Origin of the sequence: Kribbella sp. NPDC051952 (assembly GCF_040680855.1) — a bacterium.
Lineage (GTDB): Bacteria > Actinomycetota > Actinomycetes > Propionibacteriales > Kribbellaceae > Kribbella.
Genome location: NZ_JBFAXQ010000002.1, coordinates 449,671 through 466,595 on the forward strand (window position 1 = coordinate 449,671; position 16,925 = coordinate 466,595).

Consider the following 16,925-nt stretch of genomic DNA (forward strand, 5'->3'; position numbering starts at 1 on the left):
TTTCGCGGCCGCCGTACGGCAGACTCGGGGCCATGAACCTGGGGCGGTTGGCGCGCGGGCGACGGCTGTTGACGGCGTTCTGGGGTACGACGGTCGTGCAGGTCGCGGCCGTCGCCTTCGACGTCAAGATCCTCAAGCAGGCCAGCAAGGTATCGATGATGCCCCTGCTCTGGTCCTGGTCACGAACCCACGACGCACCACCACTACTACAGGCGGCGCTCCTGGCATCGGCAGCCGGCGACCTGCTCCTGGAGACCGACCTCCAGCTCGCCGGCATCGCCGCCTTCGCCGCGGCCCACGCCTGCTACCTCGCCGTCTTCCTCGCCAATCCGGCCCAACGCTCCTGGCGCGTCCTCGCCGCGTACGCCGCTCTGTGGGCCGCGCTGATCGCGGTCCTGGCACCCGGTCTAGGTAGTCAGAAGATCCCGGTTGCCGCCTACGCCTTGTTGCTCACGGCAACCGCCATCGCGTCCCGCTGGCACAACCCGCGGAGCGGACTCGGGGGCGCGCTCTTCCTGATCTCCGACGCGCTCATCGCACTACGCCTGTCCGGGCGGGACTTCCCGCTCCGCGGTGCGCTCACGATGTCGACGTACGCGATCGGTCAGTATCTGCTGACCGACGGCGCGGTCAGACCTGGTCGAGGAACCGGTCCAGCACCCGCGAGCCGAACTCCAGCGCCGACATAGGCACACGCTCGTCGATGCCGTGGAACATGCCCATGAAGTCGAGGTCGGGCGGAAGCTGCAGCGGGACGAACCCGAAGCAGCGGACGCCGAGACGGCTCCAGGACTTGGCATCAGTGCCGCCGGACATCAGCAACGGTGCGGTCCGGCTCTGCGGGTCCTCGGCGGCGAGACACGCCTTCATCGCCTCGACCAGGTCGCCGCTGAACTCGGTCTCCAGCGCGATGTCCGTGACGACGGTCTCGCGCTGGACCTTGTCGCCGATCAGCTCGTCGATGGTCGCGTAGAACTCGTCCTCGTACCCGGGCAGGAAGCGGCCGTCGATGTGCGCCTCGGCGTCGCCCGGGATCACGTTCACCTTGTAACCGGCGTTCAGCATGGTCGGGTTCGACGAGTTGCGGATCGTCGCGCCGAACATCCGGCTGAAGCTGCCGAGCTTGAGCAGCGTCTCGGTCATGTCGTCCGGGTCGAGCTCGGTCCCGAGCACGTCCTCGAGCGTCTTCAGGAACTCGCGGACCGTCGGCGTGATCCGCAGCGGCCACTCGTGCCGGCCGATCCGCGTGACCGCCTCGACCAGGTTCGTGACCGCGTTGTCGGTGTTCACCATCGACCCGTGTCCCGCCGTACCGCGGGCCTTGAGCCGCATCCAGTTCATGCCCTTCTCGGCCGTCTCGATCAGGTACAGCCGCAGGTCGTCCTTGACCGTGATCGAGAACCCTCCGACCTCACCGATGCCTTCGGTGCAGTCGGCGACGGTGTCCGGGTGGTTGTTGATCAGCCACTGGGCGCCGTACACACCGCCGGCTTCCTCGTCGGCGGTGAAGACGAGCCGGACCGGACGCCGCGGCTTCACGCCGGCCCGCTGCCGGGCCCGGACCACCGACAGCACCATCGCGTCGAAGTCCTTCATGTCGACCGCGCCGCGACCCCAGACGCAGTCGTCGAAGATCTCACCGGCGAACGGATCGACCTTCCAGTCCTTCGGGTCGGCCGGTACGACGTCCAGGTGACCGTGCACGAGGAGCGGATCGGCCGACTGGTCCTCGCCCTCCCAGTGCGCGACCAGCGTCGCCCGGCCGGGCTCCGCCTCGTAGATCGTCGACTCGATCCCGACCTCGTCGAGCTTGGCCGCGACGTACTCGGCGGCCACCCGCTCACCGTTGCTCTTGCCGTTGCCGTAGTTCGTGGTGTCGATCTTGATGAGCTCGCTGCAGAGCTCCACTACCTCGGCGTCGGCGGCATAGGTTCGGTCGGCAGTCATGCCCTTATCCTCTACCATCCGCGCCGCCGGGGTCAGGTGAGGGTGATCGAGTCCCCGCTGACGGTGATCTGCTTCGGCGCGAGCGGTTGCGGGGCCGGCCCGTTCACGACCGACCCGTCGGCGACGGCGTACTTGCTGCCGTGGCAGTCGCAGTTGATGGTGCCGTCGGCAACAGACGCGACCGGACACTGCTGATGCGTGCAGATCGAGGTGAACGCCTTGAAGGTGCCTTGGGTCGGCTGCGTGACCACGACCTGTTGCGGCGCGAAGATCTTCCCCCCGCCGACCGGGATGTCTCCGGTCTTGCCCAGTACGACGTTTGCGGGCGCCGACTGCGGTGGATCGGCCTCGGGTTCGCCGTACTGCGAGCAGCCGGTGACGGTGGCACCGAGTGCGGCGGCACCGGCGGCCAGGACGGTACGGCGGTCCATTGCGGGCCCTTTCACCGAATGACTCCGAACGTGCTGAAGAACCAGAGCGACGAGGTCAGCCACAGCCCGACCAGGCCGGTGAACAACGCTCCGCCGACCACAGGTAGCAGCCAGGACGGGGCGTCTCTCCTCGTCAGTGTGAGCATCTTCGCGACGAAGGCGCCGTAGAAGAAGCAGCCGAGGAGTGAATGGATCAGTACGCGCGGTTCGCCGTACTGGAAGCCCAAGGCGTACAGGCAATGCGCGACGACCGGCAGCGTGACGGCGACGGCCGCGCGGCCCGCCCAGCGATGAACGGGTGCCACCCAAGGCCCGGATTTGATGTGGCCGAACAGGGCCAGTGCGGAAAGGACTTGGAGGATGCCGAGCACCACGGCCAGGGTGGTCAGCCAGGCCTTGACCGCTTGGAAGCTGGAGAACCCCGCGAGGTTCAGCGCAACTCCCGTCGGATCGTGCAGGCGCGCGTACACACCGAGTACGACGGCAACCGCAGCGCCGGCCGCCAACGGGATGGTAATCCTGGTCGCTCGCTGGACCGGTGCGGTGGTCATATCCGCTCCTCTAGAACGTCTCGTCGCCGGTGATCGACTGGGCTGTCACGGACGCGCCGCCGACGGTGGCCTGACGGCTGGTCGGGTCGAGCCGGGGCGCCGCGGCGGGTGAGCCGTCGTTGTCGATGCCCACCTGACTGCCGTCGGGGAGGACGATCCAGCCGATCGTGCTCTTACTGTTCTTCGCGCGGTAGAGGCCGGCGGGCGGGCCCGCTTGCGCGATCGTGAAGCGGAGCGTCTTGCCGCTGAGCGTGAGGGTGCCGGTGACGGCGTTCTTGCTGAGGGTCGCCGTGATTCGTTCGCCGGTCTTGGAGCGGAGGTTGAGTTGACCGGCTGTGTAGGTGCCGGTCAGCCAGGCTTCGAGGCTTTGGCCGTCGCAGATGTATGCCGCGGCCTTCGCGCCCTTGACCGCTACGGCGACGGTGGCCTCGCGGTTGGCGGTTCTGCCTGCGTAGACCGCGTTCAGCTGTGCTGTTGCGGTGGGTTTGGGTGGCTCGGTGGGCTCCGGAGCTGTGGTCTCTGGTGCTGTGGGTTCCGGAGTCGGCACCGGTACGGTCTCGGGCGGGGTCTTTGACGTTTCGGCCGGTTGGGTTGCCGATGGGGCCGCGCCGGCGGTCGGGGCCGTTGGGCCGGTCTGGGTGCTGTTGACGACGAGCAGCGCTACGAGACCCACGGCCGTGACCGCGAGCGATACCAACGGACTGCGATGCCCCATCTCGTCCCCCCGGAGCGCGTTGACAAGAGGATCCCGTCAACCACTCACCCGGTCAACGTCTCAGCACCGCAACCGGTTCAAGTGCCTGGGTTGTCCGAGCCGGAGTTCGAGTCAGCTGACTCCGAGTCGAGCTCTAGGTCAGAGCACCTTGAGGCCGTACATCTCCCCCAACGGGTCGGCAATCAGCTCGATCCGGGCGCCGTCCGGGTCCGGGAAGTAGAGCGACGTACCGCTCTCCTCCAGGTACTCGACCCCGGCCGCGTCCAGGTTCGCCTTCAACCGCGCCCACCTCTCCGGCTCCACCGAGATCGCCAGGTGATGCAGTCCGCCCAGGACTTCGGCGTACGGACCGAGGTCGAGGCCCGGGAAGTCGAAGAACGCGAGCAGGTTCCCGTTCCCGATGTCGAAGAAGAAGTGGTTCGACCCCTCGTAGTCGCGATTCCCGACGATCTCCGTGAGCGGGAACTCGAGCACCCCTTGGTAGAACTTCACCGTCCGCTCGACGTCCGCACACAGCAACGCCACGTGATGCAACCCGCGCGCCGAACTGGCCGAACCTTCCTTCAGGTACGTCGTCCGAATGCGCTCCCGCTCACCCTCGATCGCGACCAGATCGATGTCCGTCATCCGCCCCACCCCTCTCGTTGAACCTGAAACTACCCCTCCCAGAACACGCCGTCACGCCTCCACCCTCCCGATGTGAACTCCACCCCTACTCTTTGCTACTGTTCTCCGGTCAGCACCGCACAGGCGGTCAGACCACTCGTCCGGGTGGCGGAATAGGCAGACGCGCTAGCTTGAGGTGCTAGTGCCCTTTACGGGGCGTGGGGGTTCAAGTCCCCCCTCGGACACAAGCCTTATCCACACGGTCACCCATCGGGTCGACCTCTACGTCGACTGTCTGGTTGGCGTGGTGATACCTCAACGACAGCCGCAGGGCTCCATAAAGCCGGTTCAGCTCCTCCGGATTGGCTGAGTTCAAAGCCGCGCCGAGGTCACCCAGTTCATCGATCCACAGCTCCAGTTGCGCCTTGGTCAGCGTCACCTGAGTCGGCAACGAAGCGAGCGCCTGCTCTGCTACCTGCTTCTCCGCGGCGGCCGCGTTGTACTGCTCTCGCAGTTCGACGGGATCCCAGCCGGCATCGAGCGCTTTCCGGACCCGGGCCATGGTGATCTTTGCCGCATGGACACGCCCGCGAAGGTCCTCGACATGTTCGATCCGAAGATCCTCAGCATCATCCTCGACCTGTGACCGACACAGCCCAGCAGGATCGCCTCCTGCACGGCTACTACCGTGAACACCTCTTCATGGGTGCGCGAGAGAAGGCGGACATCCGCGCAAGACTTCAGAGCGCCGCGGATACAGCCTCGGCAAGGTGTTCGAGGAGAAGGTCGAGACGGCGCCCGCAGCGCTGGGCGCCCTGCTCGAGGCTGCATTGGCCGATGGTGCCGGCGTCGTCCTAGCGGGGATTGAACACCTCGCCATCCACGGCAATCCTGTCGAGCTGCGTCAGTACCTCGCCGACGCGATCGCGCGCGAGGTGTTCATCGCCGAGAACTACTGATCGTCGGAGTGCTCCATCTCCACGATCCATTCAAGTACGACACTACGCCGGTAACGCATGTACCTGCCGATACGAATGCCCTGCGGGCCGTAGCTCAGAGTCCGCCATCGATAGAGCGTGCGCTTGGGGTGTTGAGGTACGCCGCGAGCTGGTCGATATCCCACAGCGGGTCAGGATCAGGCGCCACCGACATCAACACTCCAGCATGACCCCGGTCAAGAACGTCCTCGCGAGATGTGGCTTGTCGTTCGCCGTCCTCCTTGACGATGCGGCGCAGTTCGCGGACGGGCATACCAAGGATCTCGGCCGCAGCTTCCGCCGACCTGCACACCCGCACGAGTTCGGCGATCTCCGCGGCCGATGCTGCTTCGGCATTCGCTACCCGCTGCTCGTACCGCTCGATCGCGACGGCCTTGGCTTCGATGGCTCGGTCCAGAGATGCTTGTGCCCTGATCGTGCGGCCGGTGGCGGCTTCGATCCTCGCCTGTCGTTCACGTGCTCGTCGTAGTGCGGCGACCCTCTCGCTGGCTCCCATCGCTGCGTCAGCTCCTCAATAGTCACAGCGCCGGGCCGTCGAGCTCAGGCGCAAGGAAGAGCGAATCGATTGACCTCGCAGGTACAGCGGGCAACTGCGTCCGGTTCGCCTTCAGGTAGGTGTCCGTCGATCCGATGAGCGGCCTCGCCGCATTGACGACTCGAGAGCCAGTCGCCTTGATCACGCTGCCCGGGTCCTCCGGATCAACCAAGGCCGCCCATCCTGCGACGTAGTCGAAGGAAGAGGTCTCGATGCTGAGGCCGTGATGTGCCAGCACGATGTACGCGACAGATTCGGCTTCCACCTCGCGGGTCCCGCGACACATCTCGCTGCCGGCGCCGATCCCGTCCGGCGCCGAATGCAGACGCATGTGCCCGACCTCGTGAGCCAGACGCGCTATGGCGGTGAAATCGTCAAGGTGATCGGCGACAACGATGATCTTGGCGTCGTAGTCCGTGAATCCCTCGGATCCATCTCCGGTCGACCGAACGTCCACGGTGAAACCATCGCCGACGGCCTCTCGCGCCAACGCGTCCCACAAACGTTCGGGACGGTGCGACCAGGCTGCGACGGCCGCGGGAGATGGATGGGCGGGCCGACGGTGGCCGTGACGTCATAGACAGAGGCCACCTTGAAGCCGACCACATGCTGACCGAGTTGACCGTTTGCTGCGAGTGTCCGGCTGGCCGCCTGCAGTGCCGCTCCCATCGACGTCTGCGAGAAGATCGGCTGCAAGATGCGGATCGCGTTCTGCTTCCGCACTCGCCGTCCGAGCTTCTCCCACGCCTGCTCGCGAGCGACCCAGTTGGCCTGCGGCATCTGCAGATTGATGAGGACGACATTCCCAAAGCCGTAGCTTGGCAACAAGGCGGCCACATCCAGCCACCTGGCCCAGTCGGCGCCATTGCTCATACTGCGAATCTCCGCCTCAAGGGCCTGGTGCAGGTCCTCCGCACTCACACGCTCATTGCCCACAGCAACCTCCCGACGATCTCGGTGACAGCTGCTCAACGCGCGAGCTCCCCGGCATCCTGTCCTGGATCAGCAATCCAGGCACCGGCCGTGTCCACCCAACGACGGCTGCGATCGCCGCCCGACCACGACGCCGGCGTCCTCACTCGCTCGTCGAGGCTTGCTCGCGGCTGCTGTGAAGAGCCAGCCAGTCGGCGAGCAGCCTCAGAGGCCACGATCAAGTGGTCGACGCTCCAGGCCAATGCCTGAGCCAATTCGTCGAAGCAGGCGGGGATGTTGGTGCGGACCCACAGTGCTTGCAGCGGTCTTGCCCCACCGGTGGGGCGGCTCCAATAGAGCGGCTCGACCCTCGCCGCCTGATGGCGTGGCACGAACAGCCGTCCGGTACTCACAAGCGCGGCGACTGCTCGCTGCTGACTTCTGGCCACTTGATCGGCCGACGACACCAACTCATCCACCGCGTCCACAAGGCCGGCAGCAGTGCGACGGTTGGGTGCGAGTTCCGTTGGTGCCAGTAGTCGTCCATCACGTCGTACGACGCTGTCCAGCGAGCCTCGGAGTTGATCGAACGCGATCTCGCCCGGTGAGTTGCCATGCCCCGACAGATCGGACACCCTGCGCCGCCAGGACTCTGTCACTCGCATCGCGCCGTCATCTGCAGAACGCAATCCCGCGTTGACGACCTTGAGGCCGAGGTGCTGGCCGGCATCTAGGTCGGCCGCAGGAGCGGCCAGGAGATGATCGATGATGTGCGACGCGTAGCCGCCGACGGTGCGAAGCTGTGCCGTCCTCGAACGAAGGTCCCTGGTCAGTAAGGACAGCGGCGGCACAGCTTCGTGTTCCCGCACCCATCTCGCTGCGGCCTGTGCGATCAGGGAGACCTCGTCGACCGGAGCCGACGGTCCTGCCGCTCTCACCGCACCAAGAGCTCCCAAGCCAGTTCGCCGTACGTCGGACTGGACCAACAACTCCAGCTCGGCCGTGACGGCCAGCACGTCTCCGTGCTCGCGACTACCCGGGCGGATGCTGCGCAGTACCAGCCGCGCAGCTATCAGGACGATCGCCGCGATCTCCGCTCTCGCGGCGGCCAGATCCTCGCGATCGTCAAGAGCAGCCGCGGTACCTGGAGCCTGCGTAGCAAGAAGATCGGCTGCAGCTCCAAGAGCTCGCGCCAGCCGCCCCAGCGAATTGTCCGACGCGCCAGCAGACCGCGCCGGTTGACCGACCGAGGAGAGGCGACAACGCAGCCAGAGCAGATGGCTCGCCGTTGCTCCAACCACAGCTTGCCAATCGGCTAGGTCGGCATACGTCCCGCGGTCGGCGTTGACCGCCATGCGTCGAGCGACGCGGAGAAGATCCTCATACGTCGCGCGCATCTTGGACCATCCGAATATCCGCAGCAGCCGTCCGCAGAGCATCCCCAAGAGCGAGCCGCCAGCTCAGCTCCTCGATCGGCACATCGAGCACATCCACCAGGCCAACCGCCTCCTCAAGCAGCGCCACCGGGTCAGCGGCCAGATCCGTCTCAAGCGGTCCGTACGGCGTAATGTCCAGCAACTCGCACAACCGATACCTACTGAACGCCGTCATCGCCCACCGACCATCAACCGCCGCCACCTCCAACGCCTCAACGATCCCCTCAGCCCGAGTGACCAGACCAACAATCCGCCGACGCACCTCACCACTGCCGCTGTTCACGCTGTCTCCTTCCGTCGCAGTCCTGGACGCTGTGGCCCAGGACGTACGCCGTAGTTGCCAAAGGCACCAATGTCATCTGCACCACTGCCACTCAACGGATGCCAAAGACACCTTTTCAGCTTGCTTGGCGAAGCCTTGGCCGGCTCGCGATCGATCCGTCGTCGCCTACTTCGCGGTCGTCCGCGGCCTCAGTAGGCAATTGCGGTGTGGGAACCTTGATACTGGCCGGACAGTCACTCTTCCGCTCAGATCGTCCTCTGCACGACTGACAAACCTGAAGCTCCTCAGACGGCACAGCGGCTGGCGCCAGATCCCCTTGCTATGGTTGCTCAGGCCGGACGCACGTCGCAGATGGTGTAGATATCTTCCAGCCTCGCGGCGCCTCGGCACAGATCTCTGAAATATGGCGTCTGATCTGCTGATTTGCCTCATCGATGATCGACGGTGATTGCAGGTTCTCAGAGTCTCCTAGAGCTGAGACGGAGCAAGACATTGCCTACAGCAACATCCTGATCGCTGTAGGCCGCACCTTCCGCGCGTGCCTCGCGGGCGACAGGGCTGGGGATCGGTGACCTCTACAACGTCCCCCTGATGAATCTGGGTTCCCTAAACAGACCCGCTCCGACTGGATTTTCGACAGCTTCGAAGGTCTGCGTCGTCTGTTCCACGTTGCGATGCAAGCATTGTTTGCTTGTCCCATGGGAGGTGGGCCCAAGGGACAATCAATCGGATGCGACAGCTCCCTAATTGCCGACAAGAGCAACTACGAGGTCGGTCAGGGCCGGATCACCTATCCGCATGCGGCCCGCGCGCCCATCAATGAGCTGGGTGATGGCAGTGCGGCGCTGATAGAAGAGGAAGCTTGCGGAGGGGATACTCGCGTCGCCGGCGAGCTCTTCCCAGATTCTTGGCGCGTCGTTGCGCGCGCACCTGTTGAGAGCTTGTTGCAGTGGCTCCAGGTCTGAGTTCTCTAATCCTGCTGCCCAGGCGGTCCGGAGCAACGACACCAACGATTCGGTCGACTCGGCACAGCGGATGAACGAGATCCACTCCTCGTCCTGTCTCGAGGGGTAGCGCGTGATGCGGCCGGGATTCTCGCGCAGCGCGGTGATCATCCTCTCTTCGGCTGCACAATCTCCGAATCGAACCAGGAGCGGGTCAATCCAGTGTGCTTGCGATGCTGTCGACCAAGTGCGGACGAACTGCTCGCCCAGACGGTTCGCAACGAGATTCGCTCTCCTCAGCTGCAGTCCGAATGGATCGGCGGCGCTGTTCGCGGCGTCGAGGACCCGTCCACCGAAGTTAGGCGTCCAAGGCGGCGGTAGAAATTCTGCGACTCGCAGTACCTGCTGGTCCTCCGCAGTCGCCAGACGAATCCCGATGGAGTCGGCCACGCCCTCGGACCAGTGCACCAGGAGCCATTCGTGGAGGACGGAATCGGCGTAGTTCAGGAACAGCTCGAACAGCTGCTGGCAGTCATCGGCAGACAACGAGAAGTTGTGGTCAGCACCACGGCGAAGCCATCGGATAGTGTCAATTGAGACCGCTCCCGTACTGGACTCGAACGCATTTGCGACAGACCGCTCCTCGAACAGGCGCCGTATCTGGCGATACAGTTCCTCGGAACTAGCCGACTCCTCGTTCGCTGCCGCCGCCGACGACGGAGCCGTTGAAGGTAGGGACGGAACGGAGATGTCCATTGGTCGGCTCATATGCTCGGTCCGCTGCCTCACCAAGGTCAGTGCGTACTCGGCTGTCTCTAGGTCCAGCGTGTAGCCGTCCGCAACCAGCGCCGCGTCGGAATTCGCACGCTCAAGGAACTCCGCGACAGCAGTCATCTGCTGATCGTCAAGGCCGGCCACGATCCTGCTGAGTTCGATCTGTACGTCGACTGTGGAGGGGTGACACGTCCAGGCTAGGATCGCTTCTGCTGGATGCTGTAGCAGAATCAGCTGAGCATCCGACTGTGCGACGGTCTCTTCAACATGGTCAGCGATGAGGTGAACGAGCGTCACGACTTCCGATGCGGACCACGCTTGCCGTTCGGTGAAACTTCGGGCTTCGACGAGCTCGTAAAACAGGTCGGTATGAAATAGCTGCTCCGCGCGCAGCAGCTCCAGCAGTGCACTGCGATCCAGTCGGCGGACGAGGTCGGCTACGGTTCGGCGTCGCGCTCTGGGTGGCGCCTGCAAGGCGATCTGTGCCGCCACATCATCCGGAGCCAGGTCAATCGCGACGCTGAGAAGCGTCTCGACTGCGGTCTCGTCCGGATCGACCTTCGCTTGGTTGACGAGTGCCTGTACGAAAGCCTCCACGAGGGCCGTTTCCGTGGATAGATCCGTCGTGGCCTCGATCGTCCAGCCGCCTGCTGCGGCACGGCGTCGCACCACGGGGTCCTCATCCGTGACGGCGTTGGTCAGCACCAGCAGTATTTTCGCGAGAGGAAGGCGCAGATAAGGCACTAGCTCGATGGCGTTGCCGCGCGCCGTCCGTTCGCTAGCATGCAGAGCAGCCCCGACAACCTCTGCGAAGCCGTCGGGAACACCAGCCTGAAGCAGCCTGACGAGCGCGTCGGCATCGCCACTTCCGTTGCCGTTACCGATCCCTCGTTCGAGCCAGATGCGGCGCTCGAGATAGGTCTGCCACAGGGTGTCCACAGCCCATTTCCGATGAGCTTCGTCAGCGTGGCCGTCGGTCGATCGAGCCACTAACGTCACGTCGAACTCGGCCACCGCAGAACGCCAATGCTCAGGGGCCGACGGAAGAAGGAGCTCGACCACGTTGACCCACGAAGGATCGACCGACCTCACCAGGCTGCCACTCGAATCGGTCGAGTCCAACTCCACCAGAACGTAGTTGCGGAGCAGCGCCAGCCCTTCGTCGCCGCTCAGCAGCAGGGCTCGGGCCGCGCGCGCCTCCTTGATGAGGTTGGCCGGGAACTTGATCCTACCCGTGATGTCCGTCAACAGGGCACGTGCGGCCAACTCCGCGATGAACTGCTCTGTGGGATCAATGCCTTCGAGTCCCGCGTGGAGGCCACTGGCCACCAACTCCCACGCCCTAAGCTCGCTCGCGCCTGCCAACTGCAAGGCGACCGCCAGCCGGTCGAGCCACACACGCAGCGTGCCTGCATCGCTCTCGATCCGCGGATCGACTGTCCGCGCGTCGGCTAGTCCGCACACCAACTCAAGCGCCGTCCGCTCCAACTGCCGGCCAGCGTGGATGCGGTCGATGACCGCGGCCGCAAAGATTGGAACGGTGATCAGATCGGCGACGTCACTGTTTTCGGGCAGCGCGGCGTTAAGGGCGCCCACGTCGACGGAGCGATTCGCAGCGTACCGTGTCAGCCACCCTGTGCCCGGCACTGGCGTCCAACGACGGAATACTCGCTGCGCCAGTAACTCCGGTAGCGGACGGGAGCCAAGGACGTAGCGATGCTGCGGATAGCTGGTCACCACTTGCTCAAGCAGATCCAGCAGCCTCGGCCGGTTCGTCTCGGAGACCTCGTCGAGACCGTCCAGTAGAAACGTGTACGACTCGTCGCGTAGCCTCTCGCGGGTCAGGCGCAGAACACCATGTCGAGCGGCCCGTGCGGAAGCCATGCCGGCGACGAACCTTGCCCCGGCGTCGTGCCAAGGAGCTGTCACCTTGAAGCTCGTCAAGCTCTGCACCAGAGCCGGATGCTTTGACCGACGGGCGATCTGCCGAAGTTCCTCGCTCTTGCCCGCCCCTCCGCCGGCTTCGATCACCAACCGATCCTCGGTGTCATCGAGCGCAGTTGCGACAAGTTCACCTTCCTGCCACACATGCCACTGGTAGACCCCCACGCCACCCGCCGTACTGATCTGCTCCGCGTCTGCCACCGGAAGCGCCAAATAGTGCTGATCGAACTCCTCGGCACTGAGGACCTTGGCGTCATCCTCAGTCGCCACCGACGACGGCCCTGCGATCGCATAAGCGGCTCGAACAGCAGCCTGGAAGGTACTGTCCGGATCGGCAAACATGACGACCCGCACACCTGCCGCTGTCTCCAGATCGTTCTTAAGCTTCAGCGATCCGGGATCTGTCACCACCGTGCGATTGGTGACGAACAAGTGACGGTGGCCGGCTACGGACACGGCGGTGTCGAACACCCAACGCAGGTCGCGACGCAGGTGCACCTCTTCCTCGCCGAGACTGTGCCCCAGGAAGACGAACCGCCGCCGGACTCCGAGACTGCGCAGGACAAGTTGCGCTCTCTCGTCATGCAGTATCCGCTCGTACGACGCATCGGTCAGAACGATCGTCTCCGGTCGCCCGGCCATGCCATGCAGATGAAGCACCACCAGCTCTGCACCATCGGCGACGAGTGACAGGTCGAACTCGTCTAGCGTCAATGCCCGAACGGGCCGGTCGATGGCCGCGGCAGCTCTCTCGATCGCCAGATCGTAGTTCGTGGTGATGATGACACCGGATGAGACCTTCGCCAGTGCGCGCAGGGTCGGCGTGATCGTCGGCTCGCCGGTAAGGAACAGGGACGAGGCCTGTTCCTGGACCCACGGCTCACCGAACTCTCGGGCGAGCCTGTTCGCCACCCCGAACGAACCTTCGGGGCCCGTCGCCGGGATCATCCTTCCAGTCGCGGCGGCGGACGCCAGCAGATGCTGGTTCAACGCGGAGAACCCTGGCACCCCTGCAGCCATCGAGAGACCAGCGCCGATGATCGGCACCACGTCCCGATGGTATCTGCGCAACTCCGTATAGAACTCACGTTCTGTGGCAACATCTCCATCCCCGCCAGGAACCTCATCCATGTCCGATCACATTACGTTGCCGAGAGTCACACCGAACCACGTTAGCTGCGCAAGGTGATCCGAGTCGGCTGGGCCGATGCTTTGCGACTTGGGGCGCCAGGTCAGGTCTGGCGCAGCCGACTTTGGGTGGCCGACGGCCGGCGATGGCCAGCAGCTAGAGGAGTTGCCGGGGCCACTTGAGGCTGCCTATCGCGGGACCGAGTCAACGTGGCCCCCTTCTTCGTGCGTGGAGGCGGGGCCACAACGTTGTGCCGCGACGATTCTGCCCCTCGCCGAGCTCGTAGACCGACTTCACTCGTTATGGGCGGCGGCGCAGCGGGCTGGAGAGCCCGACAGTCCTCTACATCTCGCAGAGCCGTTCGAGCTACCAAGGCGCCTCCCTAGCCAGGACCACATCGCAGCAGGCTACTGCGAACCAGAAAGACGACCTTCCTAGCTGCATTCACTTGCGCCGACCGATCTGCGTGGCAACTGTGCGCCTTCTCCGCCCGTGCTACGTCGACCTCGATGCGTTCTGGCGAGAGTCGTTTCAGGATTGACTCGTGTACGTGGTCGACCATCCAATGCGCCTCGTAGCTGCGTCTGGTCGCCGGGGCGAGAGCGGCCAGTTCCGCCTCGACTTGAGGCAACTCGTGGGCGCCGACCGTCTGGCCGTCGATATTGTCCATGTGCAGCCTTAAGAGCGCGTAGCGCCAGTCACCGCGGGCAACGCCGGAGTTCCGGGCGACAACAGCACTGACCCTTGCCGGCGTCATCGAACAGCACGTTGCCCGGTGTGTAGTCGGTGTGCACAAGATCATCTCCCTGCATGCGAAAACAGCGCCAGTATCCAATTCGAGTAGCCGCCCCAGCAGCCGTCAGTCGTCACCGAGCTGACCGACGGTGAGCTCAACAGCGCCGTGCCCCAGGTCGCCATCGGGAAAGGCTCTTGGTCGCGGAACCCGTGGATGGTCACTGAGCACCCGCGTGAAGGGGTCGCTCATCGCGACGAGCGCGGCGGCCGTCGTCGGATTGAGCGAGTCGAAGTGATGGTCGGGCAACCGCTCCTGCACGACAGCGACGTAGCCGGACAGCTCCAGCACGAGTTGGTGCGCTGGAACAGGCAGACCTCGGCGACGTACGTCGTTGAGCACGCTAGCCGTCTGCCGCATGCCCGCCTCCTGCGTGCGAGTGCGCGCCGTCGCGGATTCGCGCCCGTCCGGTCTGGCGACGAATGCCGCGCTGCTGATGCCGCCAACCTGATCGGCCAGCCCGGTCAGCAACAGTCCGCTGCCCCGTGCACGCTGTCACCCCGTCGATCACCGCGGTCGGCACCCACGGATTCTCCGAGAATCGAAACTCCCTCTTCTGAGACATCTGCCAACCATTCTTGGCCGGCGTACTCGTACACTCGTCCGAGCAGGGTCGATCGACGCGCCAGATACTAATCCTTGTTCGACTGCAGTCTTGACTGCGTCAGCGGTACCGGGGGCTCTCAGCGAGGCGGCGGCTATCTGAGTCGGTCCAGAGCGGCGGCGCGAAGTCCTTGGGCGAGCGCAATCTCGTGGTCCTCGCCGCTCTCGGAAAGGATGGCGATGGCGCGGTCGGCATTCGCCAGGGCATCCCGCGCCGCCTCGACGGCTCTCCGAGGTGAGGCCTCCATGTGGACGTCAGACAAATTGATAAAGATGATCGCCAGGAGGCTGTAGCACCGGCCGGCCTCTTGATCATCGTCAGGCTCGTCCACCAGAGCGTGAGAAACGACCTCCAGTGCCTCGTCGGGTTCGCCTGCCTCTAGCAAGATCTCGGCATGGATGCGCAGGTAGAACCGGTGGTCCTGCGACGAAAACGGTAGGCCAGCCCGGATATGTCTCCACATCCGGTTCATCGTCTCTACGGCCTCGGAGTAACGTCCGAGATCGGCGAGGACCCGCGCCATCTCGAGGAACAGGCCGACCGGCGCAACCGGCAGGTCGCGATCGCTCCTGCGCCGGTCGATGGGCCGGGTTGCGAGCCGCGCGGCACGCTCCAATTCGTCCAGAGCGTCCTGTGGTCGACCCGCTTGTCGCAGCCGTGCGCCTCGGTGAACGGCCACCATTACCAGTTCGGCCTCGGATCGCTGTGCGCGGCTGTAGGCCAGGGCTGAAAGTCGTTCGGCGAACTCGACGGCGAGGTCTGGAAGTCCCAGCCGAGCGGCGATCTCAGCCGTGCACTCGATCGCGTGGGCCAATGGCTGATGCTGAACGTCGCCGATCTCCCATCCGTTGGCGTAATCCAGCAGGGACTCCGGAGCTGGGGCTGACTGCTGCGAAGCCGACGTCGTGGGTAGTGCCGAGAGGCAGGCGACTGCGTGGGGCAGCAGTGGCAGCCAATCAAGGGTTGGCACATCGCGAGCAACGTAGGCGCCAACGGCCAGCATGACCATGTTGCGAGCATGCCCTGCATGTTCGCGGCGCTTGGCGACTAGTTGTTCCCGAACCGCCTGCGGGATGGTGACGCTGTCCGGCGTCCTCCTAGCGTCACCAGCTACGCACAGGGTGCCGAGGGCCGCGCCGAGTTCGATCCTGGACTGCAGCGTAGTGGCGAGATTGGACGGTGCGCCGTCCGCGCCAGTCACGAGCAGTCCGATCGGAATCGGGCCTGGCCCAAACGCACAGAGCAACTCCAGAAGCGCCGCAGCTCGCGACGTATCCGATACGACGGGGCGCGGATCGGGCCTTTCGGCGCGGGCACGTTCCTCACCCGTCGGCGCAACGCGCGCATAGCGGCCGATTTCCGGATATCTGTGCGAGGTGGCGAGCACGTGCCAATCGCCGCCCGGGAAGTCGATACTGATGTCCGGATCCGCAAGATCGGCAAGGATGAGGAGCCATGGCCCGGCAGCTTCGCCGGACTCGTACGCGTTGAGCATTACCTGCCCCTGAGCCGGCAGAACGGAAATATCCGACGCGTTGAGAAACCACGAACCTGCGTACTCGGCGGCATGTCGGTACGCATACTCGATAGCTTCACGTGCCTTTCCCGTGCCGCTCGGTCCGCTGATCGTGAACCACTGCGTCCCAGGTTCCGCTGAGGAGAAGAGTGGCTCGAGCGATGCGAGTGCGTAGTTCTGCGCCAAGACCGCGCGACGTGGCCCGACCTGCCAGGTCGGAGAAAGGTCAGGTGGGTAGCCCGGCATGTCACGGCCGAACACGCCACGTCCGGGTTTGTCCTGTGGCACGACTCTGGAAAGGCCGAGATAGGCACGGACGTCAGTGCTACAACGAATGGCGTCCGATTCGTCGAGTTGGAGAACGTCGACGCCCGGGTCTGTGTGTGTTACCAGGACATCGTCGCCGAGGATCAATGGGAGTACGCCGTTGTCCGCGCACAGCTTGTCGTCCACCTCGGTGAGCCACCAGCCTGCCGTCTCTCGTCCGGTGAGCAGATATGCGGCTGACACGATCGGAACGTACAGATTGCCGGCGAGGCTCTCGGTACCGGTGCCTTGCCATCCGATGCGATCGGCTCGCTCCAACCACACGCGGTGGTCGGCGTCCTCGATCTGCGAAGCGACCCAGTCAGCCCACACTCGATCGATGGTGACGTAACTGATGAGGACGTCGCGCATTTGTTCCTCCCCGTTGACGGCGGAAGCGTGTCCTACGACACTGTTCGAGATCGGAGCCCGGTGCGCAATGTGTGAGTGATCGAAATTCCTACGGCCGCATGGATCGCTTGCGAGTAATGCGATATGCCC

16 protein-coding genes and 1 tRNA gene are annotated in these 16,925 nt (G+C 64.6%); 3 read left to right on the plus strand and 14 right to left on the minus strand.

The genetic code is table 11. The features are described 5' to 3' along the window. Positions 1–32 precede the first annotated feature (32 nt). Positions 33–689: a lysoplasmalogenase family protein gene (locus AB0L70_RS06785; RefSeq protein ID WP_363680804.1), complete on the plus strand. Its 657-nt coding sequence runs from the start codon at positions 33–35 to the stop codon at positions 687–689. Here the strand turns inward: AB0L70_RS06785 and AB0L70_RS06790 are convergent. The 5 genes from AB0L70_RS06790 to AB0L70_RS06810 form a co-directional block, all read right to left on the minus strand. Next, positions 631–1,947, minus strand: a complete 1,317-nt coding sequence (locus AB0L70_RS06790; RefSeq protein WP_363680806.1) for a M20/M25/M40 family metallo-hydrolase — start codon at positions 1,945–1,947, stop codon at positions 631–633. The genes AB0L70_RS06785 and AB0L70_RS06790 overlap by 59 nt on opposite strands. 32 nt (positions 1,948–1,979) lie before the next feature. Next, the gene (locus AB0L70_RS06795) at positions 1,980–2,378 is read right to left on the minus strand and encodes a Rieske (2Fe-2S) protein (RefSeq protein ID WP_363680808.1); all 399 of its coding nucleotides are present in this window, start codon (positions 2,376–2,378) and stop codon (positions 1,980–1,982) included. 11 nt (positions 2,379–2,389) lie between these two features. Beyond that, the gene (locus AB0L70_RS06800; RefSeq protein ID WP_363680810.1) at positions 2,390–2,929 is read right to left on the minus strand and encodes a DUF6529 family protein; all 540 of its coding nucleotides are present in this window, start codon (positions 2,927–2,929) and stop codon (positions 2,390–2,392) included. A 10-nt stretch (positions 2,930–2,939) separates the two neighbouring features. Continuing rightward, entirely contained in the window at positions 2,940–3,602 is a 663-nt protein-coding gene (locus AB0L70_RS06805) for a hypothetical protein (RefSeq protein ID WP_363680812.1), read from the minus strand. A 180-nt stretch (positions 3,603–3,782) separates the two neighbouring features. Further along, on the minus strand, positions 3,783–4,271 hold the full coding sequence (locus AB0L70_RS06810) for a VOC family protein (RefSeq protein WP_363680814.1): 489 nt from the start codon (positions 4,269–4,271) through the stop codon (positions 3,783–3,785). Positions 4,272–4,409: 138 nt separating this feature from the next. Here AB0L70_RS06810 and AB0L70_RS06815 point away from each other — a divergent pair. Next, positions 4,410–4,495, plus strand: a tRNA-Leu gene (locus AB0L70_RS06815). Here the strand turns inward: AB0L70_RS06815 and AB0L70_RS06820 are convergent. Further along, the gene (locus tag AB0L70_RS06820; RefSeq protein WP_363680816.1) at positions 4,477–4,812 is read right to left on the minus strand and encodes a hypothetical protein; all 336 of its coding nucleotides are present in this window, start codon (positions 4,810–4,812) and stop codon (positions 4,477–4,479) included. The two genes, AB0L70_RS06815 and AB0L70_RS06820, sit on opposite strands and share 19 nt — an antisense overlap. A 208-nt stretch (positions 4,813–5,020) precedes the next feature. Between AB0L70_RS06820 and AB0L70_RS06825 the strand changes: the two genes are divergently transcribed. Then, positions 5,021–5,209 carry a hypothetical protein gene (locus AB0L70_RS06825; RefSeq protein ID WP_363680818.1) on the plus strand — a complete coding sequence of 63 codons (189 nt, stop codon included), beginning with the start codon at positions 5,021–5,023 and terminating at the stop codon, positions 5,207–5,209. Positions 5,210–5,303: 94 nt separating this feature from the next. Here AB0L70_RS06825 and AB0L70_RS06830 read toward each other — a convergent pair whose 3' ends face one another. The 8 genes from AB0L70_RS06830 to AB0L70_RS06865 all read right to left on the minus strand — a co-directional run bounded on the left by AB0L70_RS06830 (position 5,304) and on the right by AB0L70_RS06865 (position 16,796). Beyond that, positions 5,304–5,744, minus strand: coding sequence for a hypothetical protein (locus AB0L70_RS06830; RefSeq protein WP_363680820.1), 441 nt, complete (start codon positions 5,742–5,744; stop codon positions 5,304–5,306). Between the two features lie 22 nt (positions 5,745–5,766). Next, the gene (locus AB0L70_RS06835) at positions 5,767–6,240 is read right to left on the minus strand and encodes an ImmA/IrrE family metallo-endopeptidase (RefSeq protein WP_363680822.1); all 474 of its coding nucleotides are present in this window, start codon (positions 6,238–6,240) and stop codon (positions 5,767–5,769) included. Then, positions 6,141–6,704: a hypothetical protein gene (locus AB0L70_RS06840; RefSeq protein ID WP_363680920.1), complete on the minus strand. Its 564-nt coding sequence runs from the start codon at positions 6,702–6,704 to the stop codon at positions 6,141–6,143. Before AB0L70_RS06840 ends, AB0L70_RS06835 begins: the two co-directional genes overlap by 100 nt. Positions 6,705–6,751: 47 nt before the next feature. Beyond that, complete coding sequence (locus tag AB0L70_RS06845) at positions 6,752–8,092, minus strand: hypothetical protein (RefSeq protein WP_363680824.1); 1,341 nt, start codon at positions 8,090–8,092, stop codon at positions 6,752–6,754. Then, the gene (locus tag AB0L70_RS06850; RefSeq protein ID WP_363680826.1) at positions 8,076–8,414 is read right to left on the minus strand and encodes a hypothetical protein; all 339 of its coding nucleotides are present in this window, start codon (positions 8,412–8,414) and stop codon (positions 8,076–8,078) included. Before AB0L70_RS06850 ends, AB0L70_RS06845 begins: the two co-directional genes overlap by 17 nt. 743 nt (positions 8,415–9,157) lie before the next feature. Beyond that, positions 9,158–13,126, minus strand: a complete 3,969-nt coding sequence (locus tag AB0L70_RS06855; protein ID WP_363680828.1) for an SIR2 family protein — start codon at positions 13,124–13,126, stop codon at positions 9,158–9,160. A gap of 938 nt (positions 13,127–14,064) precedes the next feature. Then, positions 14,065–14,358: a hypothetical protein gene (locus tag AB0L70_RS06860; RefSeq protein ID WP_363680830.1), complete on the minus strand. Its 294-nt coding sequence runs from the start codon at positions 14,356–14,358 to the stop codon at positions 14,065–14,067. 338 nt (positions 14,359–14,696) lie between these two features. Beyond that, the gene (locus AB0L70_RS06865) at positions 14,697–16,796 is read right to left on the minus strand and encodes a hypothetical protein (RefSeq protein ID WP_363680832.1); all 2,100 of its coding nucleotides are present in this window, start codon (positions 16,794–16,796) and stop codon (positions 14,697–14,699) included. Positions 16,797–16,925: the final 129 nt, after the last annotated feature.